Genomic DNA, 18,515 nt, shown 5'->3' on the forward strand with positions numbered 1-18,515 from the left:
ATTAATCCTTAATATAAAAGTCTAAAAAGCGCTAACGATAAACCCAAACCAGAGGCTATCCAGCCAACAAACACCATAATAAAAGCAAGTTTAGGGAGACTCATCTCTTTGCTTAATGCTCTAAAAACTGTAACATTATAGTACGAAATTGTAAAAGGGTAAAGCATGGCAAGCATAAGAGGCATCTTTAAATAAAAGAGAGAATAACTTCCAAAAAACAGCACAGCAATAATAATATGCTGTTTTTTCTTTGTAACAGTTATAAGGTATGCAGCCAATAAGCCAACTACATGAAATATTCCAATCATAAGTGTATGGTTAGACCAAATATCCAACTCATTATGCCTAGAGAGAGTCTCAAACAAAGTAGAATCTAAAAGTATCCATAATATCAAAGGAGCGTAAGAAACAAACGACAAGGAGAGAAGCTTTGCGTCTGTATCAACTTTGTAATTTTTAAGCAAAATTGCACTAATAAGAGCAACAAAAGAGAAAATAATTGCCAACAACAGTCTACCGTCTACATCGGATGTATAAAAGTACGTACCGGAAATGTAAGCTATAGCCAGAGCAAGAAGAAGTTGGTTGCTCTGCTTTACTTTAAACAGATAAATTCCCAAAGGAGCCATAAGCCCAACAGCCAGTCCTAGTAGACCAAGAGTAAAGATATTATATTCTGGATAGGTGAGCGAAAGCAGTAGCTGAAGCGCTAAAGCAATCATAATTTTGTATATTGGATTGTCTATTTTACCCCAAGACCTGCCACTAAGGATTGTCCCAAAAATTCCACCAACAAACATAGGAAACAGTATGATCAAATCAGAGTTATAATACGCTACTACCCCTGTTTGAACAATTAAAAGATAGTAACTAAGTTCAAACCCCAGAAGAAGAGAGAGTGCTAATGAAGTAATCATAAGCGACTCCTAAACAGTAGATAAATTAGGGCAAATGAGACATCATAAAAACCTACTAAGAGACCAAGAATAATTGGACCGTAAAGCATTAGTGTTATATGAAGTGAACGAGTTGTTGCAGCATTAAGAAGAGTGTCATCAAGCAGACTAAATCCTACAATCTGAGCAGCATATATAGCTCCAACTAAGACAGAAGCTAAAAATATAAAAGCCCACACCGGAACAACGGAGTGAATTAATTTATTGAAGTTTTCCATCTACCATCCTTAATGTTTTAGTTGCATACTCCCCAACTCGCATGTCATGAGAAGCTACAACGACTGTTGTCCCATTTTTTACACACTTTGCTAAAAGTTCATACACAATTGTACTATTTTTGGAGTCCAAACTCCCTGTAGGCTCATCTGCAAAGATTATTTTTGGCTCATTTATAAGTGCGCGAGCCAAAGCAACCCTCTGTCTTTGCCCACCTGAAATCTCATTTGGATAACGTTTTGCCAACTCCAAAATTCCGAGCTGTTCTAGTAACATGCTAATGTTTTTCTTTTTCTCATCCATGGCTGCTAGTGCAATATTCTCATAAACACTAAGATAGTTTATAAGGTAGTGAAATTGAAAAACAAAACCTATCTTATTTTGACGAAACTTGTCTATATTTGAAATCTCCTCCATATGAAAGTTATCTATTAAAAACTCACCACTTGATGGCTTTAATAAGGTTGAGAGGATAGAGAGTAGAGTTGATTTTCCGCTTCCACTGTCTCCACTTAAAAAGACAAACTCACCATCTTTTATATCAAATGAGATATCATAGAGTACTTGCTCTTTTCCATAAAAATGTGAAATATTAGATGTTTTTATCATGAGCACCCCTGATTTATCAGAAGTATTGGGTCTGTTTTAGAAGCTATCCACGCTGGAATCAGTGAACCAATAAGAGCCATAAATAGTGTTGAGACCAATACATACAATGCGGTTGAAATTGAAAGTGACCCATTCACATAGCCTTGAAGCATCTCTATATGTGGAATAATCTCTAAAATAATCAAACTAAAAATAAGAGCAAATATATAAGCTGACATACTCATGATAATTGTCTCAAAAAAGAGATTTTTGATTATAAAAAGTCTACTTTTTCCAATAGCACGCATAATTCCAAACTCCTCTTTGCGGGAGTTTACTATCATACTCATAACAGATGCAATACCCATCAAACCCATAGTAAAGGCAAGAGTAGATATAACAAAAGATGAGTTTTCTATAATTTTGAATTGATTATACTCTTTGATAAAACTTTTTGTTGTTTTAACCTCTACATCACTATCTAATACAGAGACACTCTTTAAAATTTCATCTATTTTGTCAGGAGAGGAGGAGGAGACTATAAGGTATGAGGCTGAGCGGTTAAAAAGCTCACCCGCGTCCTCTATATTCATGACTAATCCGCCCTCTTCAAAACCAACATCACTATTGTATGTACCAGAAACTATAAAGCGCTTATTTCCAATTTTGACACTCGGAGTGGTGAACTGTTTAGCTATGTTTCCGCCTAACATAACCTCTCCACTCTGCGGATATTTACCTTTGGAGAGTTTGTAGTGCCCAAAATGATTTTTCGTTGTCCCATATATTCCAGCTATTGGAATATGCCCAACGGGAGAGGCTCCAACAATCATCGCATAGCTTGACTTAACACTCTGCCTTTTGTTTATTTTATCCAGAAGTGTAATATTTACATTGGAGAAGAAAGTATCAGAGATGCCTTTTTGAGTAATTATAATATCACCATCTGTTTTAATCATGGTAGAGAACATTCCGATTATCCCCTGAGAGACAGAAGTGATTAAAAAAATTGCCATTACCGCTATGGTAATAGATGAAAATATAAGTAAACTTTTAAAGCGGTTTTTGCTTAAAGCTTTTAATGAAATCACTGCTCAATAGCCGATTTCAGTTCTTCTTTTGTGGAGATATAAGAGATGTTTTTGATTTTTCCATCTTCTATTCTTAGTAGTGTTATTTTTGCTTCTTTGTTTGGAACAGCAGTTCCAAGTTTATCATTATAGTGCAGATATATAAGGTGTTTGTATTTTCTAAGCTTTGGCAGAGCAAACATATTTGTAATTAATGTCGGCATTTTATTTATATCGGCTATAAAGATAGAGCGATTCATTTGCAGATAAAATGCATCTTGAGTATCTAGGTACTCGTTTACCAGAGCTCCTGTATCTTTTTCAAAAGCGACAATAACAAGCTTTGGTTTTTTAGGAACTCTTATTTCGCGTCCTTGCGGAGTTTCATATTTAAAACCATTAAGTTCACCAAGAGCAGAACCAACTTCAATTGGACTTGCAGCTAAAATAGTTGCAATAATGCTTAATATTAATAAAAATTTATTCATATTTTTTCCTTGATTTAGTGAAGAATTATACTCTTTAAATACTAATTGATTGTAAAAACAGGAATCTCACTTGGAACTCTGTATCTAACCTTTGGGCCCCAATATTCCAACCCTCTTGTAACATACAAAAGTGTTTTATTTCTGCTATACAAGCCTGAAAAATATGGCTGAAAGTATTTCACGATAATATTAAATGGGTAAATCTGCTCTCCATGTGTATGTCCGCTTAACTGAATATCTATGCGGAACTTATCTACATGTAGAATATCTTTTGGTTGGTGTGCAAGGAGTATTGTTGAGATATTTGGGTCAATTTTTGTAAAAAGCTCTTTAATTGGTCGCTTTATTCCTCGTGCAAAGCTATATCTGTCACTCAAACCAACAAGTTGTAGAGGTGCCCCTTTTATAGTAAGTGTTTCAATTTTGTTATCTAAACATATAACTCCATTATCAAAAAACATATCTCTTAAAGGCTTAGGACCATAAACAATATCATGATTCCCTGTTACATAATATGCCGGTGCCGCTAGTACTTTAAAAGCTCTAAAATGCTTATGAAGTTTAGTCGCTGAAGTTTGAAGAATATCACCTGTAATAACCACAAAATCTGGATTTAAGCCATTGATTTTAGCAACTAATGTTTCGAGATAGTTAATATCAATATCTTTTATGAGGTGAAGGTCTGAGAGCTGAACAATGCGAAGACCCTTAAGGGAATAAGAGAAATTTTGTGGTGCTAAGCTAATCTCTTCAAAAGGAAAATGGTTCCACCCAGTTTGCAAAGACATAATTTAGTATCTGTTCAGGTCTTCTCTTACTTGTACGAACCAGCTATCTATTGCTTGTTTGATATCATTAAACTCTAAACTATTGTTCTTAATAATAATCTTCTCACCCTCTTGTATTTTTCTGATACTGCGTAAAACTTCACCATTCTTAGAATCTACAAGACGACTCTCACCCAATATCCGCACATCTTCATCCATGTATACATTATAAGAAACTACATTTACCCCCATTGCTATAGGAGTGAAATCATCCCATTTGTTATCATCAAAATGTACTTCAACGGCAGAAACAGCACTCTCTAGCTTTAGCGTATCTACTGATTTTATCTCTGTCAATTTGAATTTTTTACTATTTTCAATCTCTTTTTTATATGCTGATGTTAAATACTCAGAAATCTCTTTATATAATTTTTTTTGCGAGATAGTTTGCTTATCTTCAGAAATAGAAGATATAACCAAAACAGGAGCTACAATAATATTTTTGTATTTTGATAAATCGGCTTTATTTGACTTAGCATTATCTAGTTTTGTGTAGTCTTCGAAAAAACCGCTATTTTTTACCTGTACAGTTCTACTTGAACACCCACTCATGAAAAATACAACACCAATGATTATGCTTATTGCTGAAGTTTGTAATCTCAAATTTAATCCTTCATATTTTAGAATAATAACATTTTATACTAAAACCACTCTACCCTAGTTAATTCAAATAGATAATTTAATATATTATGCTATCATTAATGATATTAATATTAGGCATTATAATGAAACATTTAAAAATACTTATTAGTTTATTGCTCGCTGCATTTATTCTCTCAGGTTTTTGGTCAGGTAAAAGCGATAAAGAGATAAAAGAGGATAACAGGCAGGAGAGAATAGAGCGCCATAAAGTAAACAATGAAACGCTTCAACTACTTTATAAGTATGCACCTGAAGCTAGAAATATGATTTTAAGATCTTACGGATACGCTACATTTACAAATGTTGGGGTAAATATAATTTTATTTTCCGTAGAGGGCGGAAAAGGAATGGCGCGTAACAACAGAACCGGATGGACAACATATATGAATATGGCTTCTGGAGGAGTTGGACTCGGACTTGGAGTTAAAGATTTTAGAGCTGTATTTTTATTTGAAAACAAAAAAGCCTTTGATTCATTTGTAAACTCAGGCTGGGAAGCTAACGCGCAAGCCGATGCAGCCGCTAAAGTTGGAAAAGAGGGGGGAGCTGTAAATGCTGCAATCACAGTTGCTCCAGGAGTTAGGCTATACAAGTTAACTCAAAACGGTCTTGCTATTCAAGCAACAGTACAAGGTACAAAATATTGGAAAGACGCAGATCTTAACTAAATAAATAGAGCATTATCAAGCAGTTATATTTTACTAAATATATTATTATAATTTGTTTTATAGTGATTTATTATAATTTTTTTTTAAGCCAATAAACTCTACAATGCTTCAATCTAAATTTTAAGGAATGTTAAATGAAAAAAATATTAGTAAGTATAGCGGCAGTGATAGCTTTAAGTTCATCAGCAATGGCTGGTGTTAATTCTCAAACAGGTTGTGGTCTTGGTTCAATGATAATCAAAGATGACTCTACAGCAATTTTGTTGGCACTTCAAGCTACAACAAACGGAACTTCTGGTAATCAAACTTTTGGTATCACTTCAGGTACTCTCGGTTGTGAAAAAACTCAATTCGTTATGAATGAGCAAGCTGAGCAGTTTGTTGCTTCAAATATGGATCAACTTGCAAAAGAGATAGCTATGGGTCATGGTGAGTCTATTGACACTTTAGCTGAACTTTTAAATATTTCAGATAAAGCGACTTTCTCTGCTTCACTTCAAAAAAATTATAGTAGCATTTATACTAGTAAAAATGCTAAAATGGCTGATGTACTAGACAACATCTCTACTGCTTCTTTATAGTAGTAATTAACTAAGCGAGCAGGCTCGTTTAGTTAACCTCTAAGCTCTTACACCAAATCAGGAATTTTCATCTTATATAGACTTACTTTAATTCTTATTTTTTCCATTAGTTTTTTAAATGCCTCAGCACTTGAGTACAAACAAAAAGCAGATAATCTTAATTTGTCAGAATCTAGATATTGGAATTTACTACTTCATAATGTAGATGGACGAAGTGAAATAGATGATGCTAATTTTTTCTTTGCTCAAGATGGTAAAACTAATGCAAAAAGTGAACTTCATGCAACAATAGATGCACTCCTAAATGAAACAAAATTTGATGATAACTCTAGTGCATGTAAATTTCCAGCAAGAAAAGCTTGGATTAGTGAGCAACTTAGCATTTCAGAGTTTGCACATGTGGAGTGCACAGAGTATAAAAATATACTCAACAGATTAAATCCAAAGTCAGCAACACTTGTCTTTCCATCAGCGCATATAAACTCACCTGCATCCATGTTTGGTCATACATTTTTACGTATAAACTCTGCTTACAACTCTAAACTACTCTCATATGCTGTAAACTATGCAGCAAATGCAAATCCAGATAAAGAAAATGCTGCTATCTTTGCTATCAAAGGTTTATTTGGAGGCTACTACGGAAAGTATTCTCTACTTCCATACTATGATAAACTAAAAGAGTATAGAGACAGTGAGCAAAGGGATATTTGGGAGTATGATTTAAATCTAAAGGAAGATGAAGTTATTAATATGGTTAGACATATTTGGGAACTAAACGGAACGCACTCAAACTATTATTTTTTTACCGAAAATTGCTCCTACAATATGCTATGGTTCTTAGAAGTAGCTAGGCCAACTTTACATTTAAAAGAGTATTTTAACTATCAGGTCACCCCTCTTGAAACTGTGCATGCTTGTAAAGCTGAGGGTATTATCGAGGATAATTTTTATAGACCTTCTAAAAGAACTACCTTGTTAAAGTATGAAGAGTTACTTAATGAAGAGTACGTAAAGACACCGCTTGAATTGGTTAATACCAATATTAATCAACAGGATATTATAGATAATACAGATATAGATATTCAACAAAAAAGATATATATTAGAGGCTGCTATTGAACTACTTGAATACAGACGAAGTAAAAATAAAATCACAAAAGAGAAATACTTAACTCTATTTCATGATATTTCAAAAGCAAGGTCAACATTGGGACAAGGGGAAAATCTATATATACAAACTCCTCCAAATCCTATAGATAGCCATAGAGCGATAAGAACATCTATCGGCTTTGGTTATAGAGAAGGAGAATCTATAAGCTTTTTAGGGCTTCGTCCCTCATATCACAGTTTGCAAGATAGTAATTATGGCTTTTTACGAGGCACACAGATAGAGTTTATGAACTTTGAACTTTCATATTCAGATAAACAAATAGAAGTAGAAGATGCGACGATACTCTCTATTGTTTCGCTTGCTCAAAGATCTGATTTTTTTGAAAATTTATCATGGAGAACAAAGTTTGGTTGGGATAAAAATTCTCTTGATGAAACAGCAAATTTTATAGGTACAGTTGGCGTTGGCTTTAGTTGGGGAAATGAGTTTGCTTTCATTTACGCAATGACAGATCCTCTCTTTTATCTTGATGGTGAATTTAAATCTGCAATTGGTGCCAGTCTTGGTGCTGTAATTGATGGAGAGAGTTATATGAGTACAAATATGGAGATTACAAGAAGATGGTACGATACAGGAGATGAGCAACTATTAATAGGGGTATATCAAAGTTTTAGACTATCTCAAAACACACAACTAATGTTTAGCTATGACTACAAAGAGAGATTAAACTTTGATTTAAAGAGGCAAGAGGGCACTATAAAGTTTAATATAAATTACTATTTCTAGCTTTATATAAGTTTTAACATATATCCATCAGAAGTTTTGTCGAGTTTGTATCTGTAAAGTCCATCTAGTTCTATAACCGCTCTATAGTATCCGTCGTGATTTCCAATTCTAATCTTATTAAAAATATTTTTAGGATTACTTTTCATATAACTTTTCATACTGCTATCTCTTTTAAAATCTAACACTACTCTGTGTGGATCAACAAGTAAAAAGTTTCTTATCATACTGTCTGAAGTTATAATCTTTAAATTTTTGCCAGAAGAGTAGAATTTTAAATATGCAGTTGATGCAATTTGTTTATACTCTATACTTTTCTTTACAGATTCCTTTTTGCTCATTACGATTGGTTCAGATGTTGGTGATGAACCATAGTCCTGCGATACAAAAATAGGCAAATGCCAGTCAACGGAGTTGTCCAGTTCTATGCTTTTAGTCTCTAGTGAACCATCTAAGTTTTTATACTCGATTGTTACTTTTTGAAGAATTCTAGCTTGTGCAGGTAGAGTGATTGTTGCTCTCTTAAGAGGGTCTTTATCTATGTTTTCATTAGATGTAAAAGGGATATCTTTTTCGCCATTAGATGGGAAAAAAGGATTTTCGCGAGCATATAAAGTTATAAGTAAAAAAATAGATATAAACAAAACTTTAATCAAAACTACCCCTAATTTTTCAAGTATTATAACAAGTTAATTATAATTTTGTGCTATTGAGCAGAAATCTCTTTTAGTTCAAAATATTCTCTTTGAAGCTCTGCATTTTCATCTTTTAGTCTATATATTTCACCTTGAAGATACTCTTCATAATCTTGAAGTCCGAAAAGAACTTCTAGTGAATTTGTACCATAAAGCAATATACCAAGATATATTCCAATTGAAAGTACTATAAGTACTAATATCAAAAACTTTGCTACCGATAACCCGAGATACTTTTGAGTTATACTCTGAGTATCATCTATGCCATCATAAAGTTCTTCATCATTCATATAAGCACCTATAAGATTATTGGTCTTAATTAAAAATTGCTGAGCCTAAGTATTCACCATATACTATTTCATTTTCTATTTCTAAAAGACGGTTATACTTAGCAGTTCTCTCGCCTCTTGCAGTAGAACCTGTTTTTATCTGACCACAGTTAAGTGCTACAGCGAAATCGGCAATAAAAGCATCTTCACTCTCACCAGAACGATGACTCATAACACAAGTATAGCCGTTTCTTTGGGCAAGACGAACTGTTAACATTGTTTCTGAAACTGAACCAATTTGATTTGGTTTAATTAATATTGAATTTGCAATACCTTTTTGTATACCCTCGTTTAAAATATTTACATTAGTAACAAAAAGGTCATCACCAACAATCTGAATTTTATCACCAAGCTTTTCAGTCATTAATTTAAATCCGTCCCAGTCATCTTCACTTAGTCCATCTTCAATAGACACAATTGGATATTTAGAACATAGGTCAGCATAATATTCAACTAATTCTGCTGAAGTTACTGTGCGGTTTTCAGACTCCAATCTATAACCACCATCAACAACAAGCTCAGATGCTGCAACATCCATAGCTATTCCCATATGCTCTCCAGCTTTGTATCCGGCTTTCTCAATAGCTTCCATAATAATTTGGATTGGCTCTTCATTTGATCCTAAATCAGGTGCGAAGCCACCTTCATCGCCAAGTGCAGTATTGTGCTTTTTAGCTTTTAAAATAGCTTTTAAATTGTGATAAACTTCAGCAGATGCTCTTAAGCCTTCAGTAAAATCTTCAAATCCCATAGGAACAATCATATACTCTTGAAAATCAACTGAGTTATCAGCGTGTGAACCGCCATTGATAATATTTAACATTGGAGTTGGTAAAACCATAGCGTTTGCGCCACCAAGATAACGATATAGTGGAATGCCTAAGCTTTTAGCAGCAGCGCGTGCAACAGCCATAGAAACTCCTAGAACTGCATTAGCACCTAGATTGCCATAGTTTTCAGTTCCATCAAGCTGTTTCATTTCAGCATCAATTACAGCTTGGTTAAATGGTGAAAGACCAATTAGTACATCAGATATTTGACTGTTAACATTTTCAACTGCCTTAAGGACACCTTTACCCATATATCTGTCGCCGCCATCACGTAGCTCTAGAGCTTCACGCTTGCCAGTACTTGCACCTGAAGGTACGATTGCACTCTCAACTGTTCCATCACTTAACGTTACAGTTGCTTTAACTGTTGGATTTCCACGAGAATCCATTACTTCAATTGCACTTACGCTATCTATAAACATTATGTATCCGCCTCTTTATTTTAATTTTATCTTATAAGCAAATTATTGATCTGCTTCTTCTATTTCTGATGTATCCATAGTCATTAGATTACTAATGCCCATTGCTACTTTTATTTTTTCTTCTATTTCGCGAGCTAATTCAGGCTCATCTTTAAACTTGGCTTTAACATTTTCACGCCCTTGACCAAGTTTTGTCTCTTCATAAGAAAACCAAGCACCAGATTTATCTATTATGTCTAATTTAACACCATAGTCAACAAGCTCACCCTCTTTAGAGATACCTTCGCCGAACATTATATCAAATTCAGCCTGACGAAATGGTGGTGCCACTTTGTTTTTTATTACTTTTGCCTTAACTCGGTTACCAATCTGACTCTCTCCCTGCTTTAATGATGCTATTCTTCTAACATCTATCCTTACAGAAGCGTAAAACTTCAGTGCATTACCACCTGTTGTAGTCTCTGGAGAACCGTAGCCCATCATTCCTATTTTCATACGAATTTGATTAATAAATATAACCGTACAATTCATTTTATGCAATACACCTGTTAATTTTCGAAGTGCTTTTGACATAAGCCTTGCCTGAACACCAACGTTTTGGTCAGACATTTCACCTTCTATCTCAGACTTTGGTGTTAATGCCGCAACCGAGTCGATTACAATTAAGTCAATTGCACCACTTCTAGCAATTGTTTCTACAATATCCAATGCTTGCTCACCATAATCTGGCTGAGAAACAAGTAGGTTATCTACATCAACACCTAAGTTCTTAGCATAGCCAACGTCTAAAGCATGTTCTGCATCAATAAATGCACAAACACCACCAGCTTTTTGACACTCAGCTGTTATTTGAAGTGCCAAAGTTGTTTTACCAGAACTCTCTGGTCCATAAATCTCAACAACACGCCCCTGAGGAACACCACCAATACCTAATGCCAAATCGAGACCAAGAGAACCTGTACTAATAGCTTCAATAGGCATAATCTCTTTATCACCCAATCTCATTAAAGCACCTTTACCAAATGCTTTATCTATTTGCTTCATTGCTAAGTCTAATGATTTTTGTTTGTTTGCGTCCATCTTGGGCTCACTTATATTAAATTTAGACTTATTATATGTCAATTTTATATTTTTATTTTAAAATATTGCAAATTGACATATTTATTCATTCATCTCTTTTATACAGAAGTTTATGTATAAATTAGTGAGATTTTATCCATATTTGGTTAAAATTTAGTTTATATTTTTAATCTCTTTAATTTACGGACAGATAACTTGAAAAAAACACTAATTGCACACTCACCTGACGCCGACGATATATTTATGTACTATGCCATTAAATTTGGCTGGGTAGATATGAAAGATACTAAATTTGACAACATCGCGGAAGATATTCAAACCCTAAATGAAAAAGCACTAAGAGGCGAATATGAGATTGTTGCAATTAGTTTTGCACTTTACCCTCACATAAAAGAAGATTATGCCCCACTTCGTACTGCGGTAAGTTTTGGCGAAGGGTATGGACCTAAAGTCATCAAGAAAAAAGGTGTTAAACTAAAAAGAAATTTTAAAGTTGCACTTAGTGGAGAACACACTACAAATGCTATGCTTTTTCGTATAGCTTACCCTGATTCCAGAGTTACTTATATGAACTTTTTAGAGATAGAACAAGCAGTTCTTGATGGCAATGTTGATGCTGGTGTTTTGATACATGAAAGTATTTTAACTTATGATAACAACTTGGAAGTTGAAAAAGAGATGTGGGATATATGGCAAGAATTAGCTGGTAAAGAACTTCCTCTTCCTCTTGGAGGAATGGCAATTAGTCGCTCTATTCCGTTAAATAAAGCCATAGAGTATGAGGCTACATTAACAAAGGCTGTTCAGGTGGCACGTGACCATAAATCTAAACTTTCTCAAATGCTTTTAGAGAGAGATTTGGTTCGTATTGATGCAGCAACTCTTGATAAGTATCTTGAACTATATGCAAATGATGAGTCAATAACTTTAAGCCAACTCCAATACAAAGCGATAGATAAACTCTTTGAGATAGGCTACAAACATGGTTTTTATGACTCATTGGTAAAAGTTGAAGACTTTATGATACCTGCTGAGTATAAAGAGATTAGGAACTCTTAGATTATGGAAGCAAAACTCATATCATTAGGCGTTGAAACTTTTAAAATGGCTCTAATGCTAGCCCTTCCAGGTCTTTTGACTGGTATGTTTCTTGGTTTAGCTGTCAGTATTTTTCAGGCTACGACGCAGATTAATGAGATGACACTGAGTTTTATCCCTAAAATTTTAGGTGTTGTAATAGTTATTATCTTAACAATGCCATGGATGCTAAACTCAATGACTGATTATTCAACTCAGGTATTTAACATGATTCCTACATTTGTAGAGTGATGAAAACAAAAAGTATCAACTTCGCTAAATTTTCCTCTTTTAAAATAGGAGCTACTATTGATGTAGCTTTGTTAGATAGTTGCGAAACACCAACTAATGATTATTACATTATTGGTTCTTGCAATAACATTTTAATAGGCGTACAGCCTCCGCCTCTAATGAAGTTAGATAAAAAATATGACTATATTAAGATAGAAAATAACACTCTAAAAATTGGTGGAGCAACTCCCTCTGGAAAAATTGCCTCATTTTGCAAAAAACACAATATTGCAAACTTCGAGTTTGTTTCCCATCTTCCAGGGACACTTGGTGGACTTGTCTTTATGAATGCAGGTCTTAAAGAGTTTGAGATATTTAATAATCTTATTTCTATCTCTACATGCACTGTAAGGAACGAGGAAACGCACTTTGGGCGTAAAGTCATCTTTAAGCAAGATATTAGTTTTGGGTACAGGTATACAGATATTAGTAGCCCGATTTTGGAAGCAACATTTTCTTTAACTTATGGTTTTGATGAAAAAAAAGTAGATGTATTTAAAAAAATGCGCTCGAACCAACCATCAATGCCAAGTGCAGGAAGCTGTTTTAAGAACCCTAAGGGTGACTATGCAGGACGACTCATAGAAGAGGTTGGGCTAAAAGGTTTTAAAGCAGGGGATATGGAATTTAGTCCCGAACATGCAAATTTTTTAGTAAATAACAACAATGGAACTTTTGATGATGCGATATTTTTAATACAAGAGGCTCAAAGAAAGGTTTATGAAAAATTTGGAATTTGGTTAGAGTGTGAAATTGGAGTTTTGGATATTAGGTATATGGGCAAGGATTCAAAACTTTTGAACCCTTACATGTAAAAATTATATTGGCAGAACTCTAATTTTTTTAGATAGTTTCTCTTTTAAAGTTGATTCAATTGCGTACAGAGTACCTGTTGACGAAGAAGCACAACCGTTACAAGCACCTAAGTATCTAATATAAACATCAATATACTCATCACTTGACTTAATGTCTATAACTTCCATATCTCCACCATCCATAATTAAGAACTGACGGATACTATCATCAATTTCAGAATCGATTGCTTTAATTTGCTGAACAAGAGTCATTGATTCAAAGTCGCCTTTTCCACCAGCATCAGCCGCTGCTTTCATCTTCTCTTCGTCCATTTCACGACGAGTATCTTCTAGGATATCTGTAAGGTAGTATTCTCTTGCTTCATGTCCACCTGGCTTAATACAACTCTTACAAAAACCACCAGCTTTAGTATAATCTGTAATCTGCTCAACAGTTTTCAAGTCATTAAGCTTGATAACCTCTTGAAGTGTTCCCAAACTAACACGAGCACACTCACAAACAATAATTTCACTCTCAAAACTCTCTGCCTCAACACCCATATAAAGACCAGCTGCTTTTTTAATAACATCGTAAGCCATAACTGAACAGTGCATTTTTTGAGGTGGGACTGCTGGAGTCTCTGGGTCATCACGAAGTGCCAGTTCAACATCTATGTTTGTTATTTTAACAGCTTCTTGAACTGTTTTACCAATACATAGTTCAGTCATTACATCAGAAGAAGCGATAGCTGTACCACAACCAAAACTTTTAAATTTAGAGTTTACAATTTTGTCATCTTTTGGATCTATCTCCCAGTAAAGACGAACAGCGTCTCCACAGCTCTCAGCACCAAAATCAGCAACAATTAACTTGTTACCATGAGACTCTGCTTCTTCTTCGGTAATCTCGCCTTGGTGTTGTGGGTTATTCATTAATGTTGTTACTTTATTTGAGTAAGCATCCCAAAGAGATGCTCCTAATATATCATTTTTTGCCATAATATTTTTCCTTTATTAAAATCATTTAGTTATTTAGTGGTGATGAAGTTCACACTCTTGAACTTCTCCACCTGGTGTTGGTTGTACTTTTGCGAAAGAACTTGAAATAGCTCTTAAGCGCCCAACTGCATTTTTAAAATGTGCGATAGTATAATCAATTTCGCTATCAGTTGTAAATCGACTTAGACTCAAACGAATACCTGTATGTGCTAGTTCATTATCAGCGCCAATTGCCAACATTACAGTATTTGCCTCTAAATCTTCACTGGCACATGCTGAACCGGTTGAAGCTCCAATTTGACCATTGTTTAAATCCCAAAGCATACCTTCACCCTCAACACCCTTTATAGATATAAGAATAGTATTTGGCGTTCTGTTCTCACGATCACCAACAACGAAAGTATCACTTAACTCTAAGATTGCATCTTCTAAGCGATCTCTTTGTGCCCTAATTTTAGCGGCTGTCTCTTTTATATTTACTGTAGCTAACTCAATAGCTTTACCCATACCAACAATAGAAGGAACATTTAGTGTTCCTGAACGACGACCGCCCATATGCTCGCCACCATGCAGTAGCGGTGTAAGCTTTTGAGAGTTCTTTATATATAGAGCACCTATCCCTTTTGGTCCATGAAATTTATGTGCAGACATACTTAAAAAGTCTACATGCACGTCTTCTAAATCTACAGGTATTTTCCCTACAGCCTGAACGGCATCTGAATGAAAAAGAACACCTTTTTCTTTACATATAGCACCAATCTCTTTAATAGGATTAATCATTCCTGTTTCATTTGAAGCCCACATTATAGACACCAAAGCAGTTTTGTCAGTTATAAAGCTTTTAACTGTACTAACTTCAACTACTCCTTGGTCATTTACCGGAAGATAAGTAACCTTAACACCCTGCTCTTCTAAAAATCTACATGTAGAAAGAATAGACGGATGTTCAACTTCAGTAGTAACAATATGGTTCTTTTCACCATGTCTAACAAGGTCTGTAACAATTGACTGTAAAACCCAATTATTTGACTCTGTCGCACAAGATGTAAACACTATATCGTCAGCATCTGATGCATTTAAAGCAGTATAAACTTGATCTATCGCTTTACTTATAGCTGGATGTGACGCTGTTCCAAATTTATGAAGTGAGTTAGGATTACCATAAAGCTCACTAAAAAATGGTGTCATTGCTTCTACTACTAATGGGTCAACCATTGTTGTTGCATTGTTATCTAAATAAACTTGCATATTTACCTCGTTTTTAGTTATTTTCTAATTAAGACAAAAATTGTCTTGTTTCGTATTGACATGATAATAGGTTTGAGATTATGATAAGCTTAAGCGAAACTGTACTTATAAATAATTTAAGGTATAATTATACTTAATAATAAAATACTAGGAATCATACATGTGCAATTTCAATAAGCAAAACGAAGAGACTAAAACACTAATACATATATTGATGGCAAAATGTGCAGATGCTGTTGGTGGAGCAAATTTCCTTCTTGGCTTGCTTGAAGCGATGAAAGAAAAAAAACCAAATGCGCTAATGTTTAAAGGGTGCCATATAGATTCTAAAGAGGCTAGCATTAAATGGAATAAAATTGTTTTCAAAGATAAGCTAGATATTTTAGAAGATGTTATTCGTTCTCATAAGAGTTCAGAAGATATAGATTTCAATATACTTGAGGACGACAGCGATAAAAAAAAGAAGAAAATTTTAAACATGGTTAAAACGCTAGCACCAATTAAGTTTACTGTAATTCCTAAAGAGTCTGAAAATGGCTCAGGATTTAATTTTAAAATTTTTGATAAAATTGAAGATACATGTGTAACAATAAACCCTATCTTCGCAGCAATGTTTTTCTGCTCAGCTGAATATATGAAAAAATCTTTGAAGTATGAAATTTAATTAGAAAAAAGCATAAAATCACCTAGTTCTGAATACTACAAACGGAACTACATTAATTATGAAACTATTTATCTCACTTTTTAAAAAATTTATTCAGGTATTTAAATACTCATAATGCCTGTTAAGTCACCAACTTTGTATTCACAACCAATAGAATAATTTTTTTTAATTATCTCTAAAGTTTGTTTTTATCCCCATAGCAGCTTAAGCATCTTTGCTTTACATGTAGAGGTAAAGCATATTGATAAAAATATTCACTACTCTTAACATTCTCACTAAAGCATACCAACGCTTTGAGCTCCTCTTTATCAGCCATATATTCAGAGTTTCTTGGATGACTAGAGACATTTTTTTATCTATTTTCGAAATGTCTTATAAAAATTTATTTTGGCAAACTTCTCTTATCAATAGAGCGTAAACTTTTACTGCTCACGCTTCTTTTTTATATAGTTTATCGTTTAGTGTTATGGTTCTTATACTATACATTGGAGTATAAAAATCCAAATAAATATAGATAGCAAGATTAAAATTACTGTCATAAAAGTTATTATTTTTGTATTTTGTAGTTTTCTTTAAATTAACTAGCTTGTTATAGCTCATATTAATTTTTTAACCTCTTTAAATTAATAAGCTGATAAATATATAACTCACCGCTTGCAACTTTGGCAAATATTTTACTTGTAGATATCCCTAAAAACTTTTGAAATACGGCATTAGGTTAAATAATATACTTTTTATTTGTATTAAATCGTCATTATTACCTCATACTTATTTTAATTTTCCTAAATTTATAAATATCCTAACTTTAAAACATAAATGGTATAATCGCAAAATTATTACATATTTATAAAGGTTCATTATGGCTCAAACTATAACTGAAAAAATATTTTCCGAGCACGTTGGCAAAGAAGTTTTTGCTGGAGAAATTATCCGCTCAAACATCGACATGGTTATCGGAAATGACATTACAACTCCTATTTCAATTAGTGCATTCAACCTAAGCGGTGCGCAGAAACTTGCTAATCCAGATGGATTTTCTCTAGTTCTTGACCACTTTATTCCAGCAAAAGATATTGCATCTGCAAACCAGGCTAGAATCAGCCGTGATTTTGCAAAAAAACACAATCTGAAAAACTTTTTTGATGAAAAAGACATGGGAATCGAGCATGCTCTTTTACCTGAAAAAGGTCTTGTAGTCCCTGGTGATGTTATTATCGGTGCAGACTCACACACTTGTACTCATGGTGCACTTGGAGCATTCTCTACAGGTATGGGCTCAACTGACTTAGCTTTTGCTATGATAACTGGTGGTAACTGGTTTAAAGTTCCTGAATCTATAAAAGTAAATTTAAGTGGAAAACCTGGACTTCATACAACTGGTAAAGATATTATCTTAGAAATTATTCGCTTAATAGGTGTTGATGGAGCGCTATACAGAACTTTAGAGTTTACGGGTAGTACAATAGCGCACTTAACAATAGACGATAGATTTTCTATGTGCAATATGGCTATAGAAGCTGGTGCGAAGAGTGGAATTGTTGCATATGATGATGTCACTAAAGAGTTTTTGGCAGACAAAAATTTAGCACGTGAACCTAGAATTCACTACTCTGATGAAGATGCTAATTATGTGCAAATTTTAGAGATAGATGTAGGAAACCTTGAGCCTGTTATTGCCTATCCTTTCTTGCCGTCAAATGGGCACTCTATAACACAAGCAGTTAATGATAAGATTAAAATAGACCAGGCTTTTATCGGAAGCTGCACAAATGGTCGCCTAAGCGACTTAAAAACTGCTGCTGAAATTTTAAAAGGTAAAAAAGTTCACGAAGATGTTCGCCTTATTGTAACTCCAGGGACTCAAAAAATCCTAAAAGAAGCTTATAGACTTGGTTATATGGACATTATCATAGACGCTGGCGGTGTAGTTTCAAACCCTACATGTGGAGCTTGTCTTGGTGGGTACATGGGAATACTTGGAGACAATGAAGTTGCAGTTTCAACAACCAACCGTAACTTTATTGGACGAATGGGTTCACGCTCATCTAAAGTTTATTTAGCTAACTCTGCAGTTGCTGCAATATCAGCTATTACTGGTTATATTTCAGACCCTAGATAAATTTTAATTGTATATGTTAACATATACATATATGATTT

At 34.1% G+C, this 18,515-nt stretch carries 21 protein-coding genes and 1 pseudogene; 8 read left to right on the forward strand and 14 right to left on the reverse strand.

What is annotated here, in order from left to right; translation table 11 throughout:
* Window positions 1-8 precede the first annotated feature (8 nt).
* Genes HUE87_RS12015 through HUE87_RS12045 form a run of 7 tightly spaced genes read right to left on the reverse strand, consistent with a single transcriptional unit; the run spans window position 9 to window position 4,748 of the window.
* The gene (locus HUE87_RS12015) at window positions 9-917 is read right to left on the reverse strand and encodes a hypothetical protein (protein WP_194366615.1); all 909 of its coding nucleotides are present in this window, start codon (window positions 915-917) and stop codon (window positions 9-11) included.
* The gene (locus HUE87_RS12020) at window positions 914-1,174 is read right to left on the reverse strand and encodes a hypothetical protein (protein WP_194366616.1); all 261 of its coding nucleotides are present in this window, start codon (window positions 1,172-1,174) and stop codon (window positions 914-916) included. Before HUE87_RS12020 ends, HUE87_RS12015 begins: the two co-directional genes overlap by 4 nt.
* A complete protein-coding gene (locus HUE87_RS12025) occupies window positions 1,158-1,781 on the reverse strand; it encodes an ABC transporter ATP-binding protein (protein ID WP_194366617.1) in 624 nt (207 codons plus the stop codon). Before HUE87_RS12025 ends, HUE87_RS12020 begins: the two co-directional genes overlap by 17 nt.
* The gene (locus tag HUE87_RS12030; RefSeq protein ID WP_268246171.1) at window positions 1,778-2,851 is read right to left on the reverse strand and encodes an ABC transporter permease; all 1,074 of its coding nucleotides are present in this window, start codon (window positions 2,849-2,851) and stop codon (window positions 1,778-1,780) included. Before HUE87_RS12030 ends, HUE87_RS12025 begins: the two co-directional genes overlap by 4 nt.
* Window positions 2,848-3,318, reverse strand: coding sequence for a hypothetical protein (locus HUE87_RS12035; protein WP_194366619.1), 471 nt, complete (start codon window positions 3,316-3,318; stop codon window positions 2,848-2,850). The genes HUE87_RS12030 and HUE87_RS12035 overlap by 4 nt, the downstream gene beginning before the upstream one ends.
* A 41-nt stretch (window positions 3,319-3,359) precedes the next feature.
* Window positions 3,360-4,106: a metallophosphoesterase gene (locus tag HUE87_RS12040; RefSeq protein ID WP_194366620.1), complete on the reverse strand. Its 747-nt coding sequence runs from the start codon at window positions 4,104-4,106 to the stop codon at window positions 3,360-3,362.
* Window positions 4,107-4,109: 3 nt separating this feature from the next.
* Window positions 4,110-4,748, reverse strand: coding sequence for a DUF3313 family protein (locus HUE87_RS12045; RefSeq protein ID WP_194366621.1), 639 nt, complete (start codon window positions 4,746-4,748; stop codon window positions 4,110-4,112).
* A 122-nt stretch (window positions 4,749-4,870) separates the two neighbouring features.
* Between HUE87_RS12045 and HUE87_RS12050 the strand changes: the two genes are divergently transcribed.
* From HUE87_RS12050 to HUE87_RS12060, 3 genes are all read left to right on the forward strand, one after another.
* On the forward strand, window positions 4,871-5,455 hold the full coding sequence (locus HUE87_RS12050; RefSeq protein ID WP_194366622.1) for a lipid-binding SYLF domain-containing protein: 585 nt from the start codon (window positions 4,871-4,873) through the stop codon (window positions 5,453-5,455).
* A 134-nt stretch (window positions 5,456-5,589) separates the two neighbouring features.
* Window positions 5,590-6,036 (forward strand): DUF3015 family protein, encoded by a 447-nt coding sequence (locus tag HUE87_RS12055; protein ID WP_194366623.1) that lies wholly within the window; start codon window positions 5,590-5,592, stop codon window positions 6,034-6,036.
* A gap of 162 nt (window positions 6,037-6,198) precedes the next feature.
* Window positions 6,199-7,932 (forward strand): Lnb N-terminal periplasmic domain-containing protein, encoded by a 1,734-nt coding sequence (locus HUE87_RS12060; RefSeq protein ID WP_194366624.1) that lies wholly within the window; start codon window positions 6,199-6,201, stop codon window positions 7,930-7,932.
* Window positions 7,933-7,934: 2 nt separating this feature from the next.
* Here HUE87_RS12060 and HUE87_RS12065 read toward each other — a convergent pair whose 3' ends face one another.
* The 4 genes from HUE87_RS12065 to recA are packed head-to-tail and all read right to left on the reverse strand — an operon-like array spanning window position 7,935 to window position 11,285.
* Window positions 7,935-8,585 carry an AMIN domain-containing protein gene (locus HUE87_RS12065; protein ID WP_194366625.1) on the reverse strand — a complete coding sequence of 217 codons (651 nt, stop codon included), beginning with the start codon at window positions 8,583-8,585 and terminating at the stop codon, window positions 7,935-7,937.
* A 50-nt stretch (window positions 8,586-8,635) separates the two neighbouring features.
* Window positions 8,636-8,914 (reverse strand): hypothetical protein, encoded by a 279-nt coding sequence (locus tag HUE87_RS12070; protein WP_194366626.1) that lies wholly within the window; start codon window positions 8,912-8,914, stop codon window positions 8,636-8,638.
* Window positions 8,915-8,939: 25 nt separating this feature from the next.
* Window positions 8,940-10,205, reverse strand: coding sequence for a phosphopyruvate hydratase (gene eno, locus HUE87_RS12075; RefSeq protein ID WP_194366627.1), 1,266 nt, complete (start codon window positions 10,203-10,205; stop codon window positions 8,940-8,942).
* A gap of 42 nt (window positions 10,206-10,247) precedes the next feature.
* Entirely contained in the window at window positions 10,248-11,285 is a 1,038-nt protein-coding gene (gene recA, locus HUE87_RS12080) for a recombinase RecA (RefSeq protein ID WP_194367974.1), read from the reverse strand.
* 195 nt (window positions 11,286-11,480) lie between these two features.
* On the opposite strand from recA, the gene HUE87_RS12085 reads away from it, so the two are divergent.
* The 3 genes from HUE87_RS12085 to HUE87_RS12095 are packed head-to-tail and all read left to right on the forward strand — an operon-like array spanning window position 11,481 to window position 13,468.
* The gene (locus HUE87_RS12085) at window positions 11,481-12,344 is read left to right on the forward strand and encodes a menaquinone biosynthesis family protein (protein WP_194366628.1); all 864 of its coding nucleotides are present in this window, start codon (window positions 11,481-11,483) and stop codon (window positions 12,342-12,344) included.
* A 3-nt stretch (window positions 12,345-12,347) separates the two neighbouring features.
* Window positions 12,348-12,614, forward strand: coding sequence for a flagellar biosynthesis protein FliQ (gene fliQ, locus HUE87_RS12090; protein ID WP_194366629.1), 267 nt, complete (start codon window positions 12,348-12,350; stop codon window positions 12,612-12,614).
* Window positions 12,614-13,468 (forward strand): UDP-N-acetylmuramate dehydrogenase, encoded by an 855-nt coding sequence (locus HUE87_RS12095; RefSeq protein ID WP_194366630.1) that lies wholly within the window; start codon window positions 12,614-12,616, stop codon window positions 13,466-13,468. Before fliQ ends, HUE87_RS12095 begins: the two co-directional genes overlap by 1 nt.
* A gap of 3 nt (window positions 13,469-13,471) precedes the next feature.
* Here the strand turns inward: HUE87_RS12095 and HUE87_RS12100 are convergent, their stop codons facing one another.
* Window positions 13,472-14,446, reverse strand: a complete 975-nt coding sequence (locus tag HUE87_RS12100; protein ID WP_194366631.1) for an iron-sulfur cluster assembly scaffold protein — start codon at window positions 14,444-14,446, stop codon at window positions 13,472-13,474.
* Window positions 14,447-14,479: 33 nt separating this feature from the next.
* Window positions 14,480-15,694, reverse strand: coding sequence for a NifS family cysteine desulfurase (locus HUE87_RS12105; protein WP_194366632.1), 1,215 nt, complete (start codon window positions 15,692-15,694; stop codon window positions 14,480-14,482).
* Between the two features lie 160 nt (window positions 15,695-15,854).
* On the opposite strand from HUE87_RS12105, the gene HUE87_RS12110 reads away from it, so the two are divergent.
* Entirely contained in the window at window positions 15,855-16,358 is a 504-nt protein-coding gene (locus HUE87_RS12110) for a hypothetical protein (protein WP_194366633.1), read from the forward strand.
* 175 nt (window positions 16,359-16,533) lie between these two features.
* Here HUE87_RS12110 and HUE87_RS12115 read toward each other — a convergent pair.
* A pseudogene (locus tag HUE87_RS12115) lies at window positions 16,534-16,698 on the reverse strand (c-type heme family protein); the annotation flags it as partial.
* Between the two features lie 519 nt (window positions 16,699-17,217).
* Between HUE87_RS12115 and HUE87_RS12120 the strand changes: the two are divergent.
* Window positions 17,218-18,477 carry a 3-isopropylmalate dehydratase large subunit gene (locus HUE87_RS12120; protein WP_194366635.1) on the forward strand — a complete coding sequence of 420 codons (1,260 nt, stop codon included), beginning with the start codon at window positions 17,218-17,220 and terminating at the stop codon, window positions 18,475-18,477.
* The last annotated feature ends 38 nt before the right edge of the window (window positions 18,478-18,515 follow it).

Source organism: Candidatus Sulfurimonas marisnigri, from assembly GCF_015265475.1.
GTDB lineage: Bacteria > Campylobacterota > Campylobacteria > Campylobacterales > Sulfurimonadaceae > Sulfurimonas > Sulfurimonas marisnigri.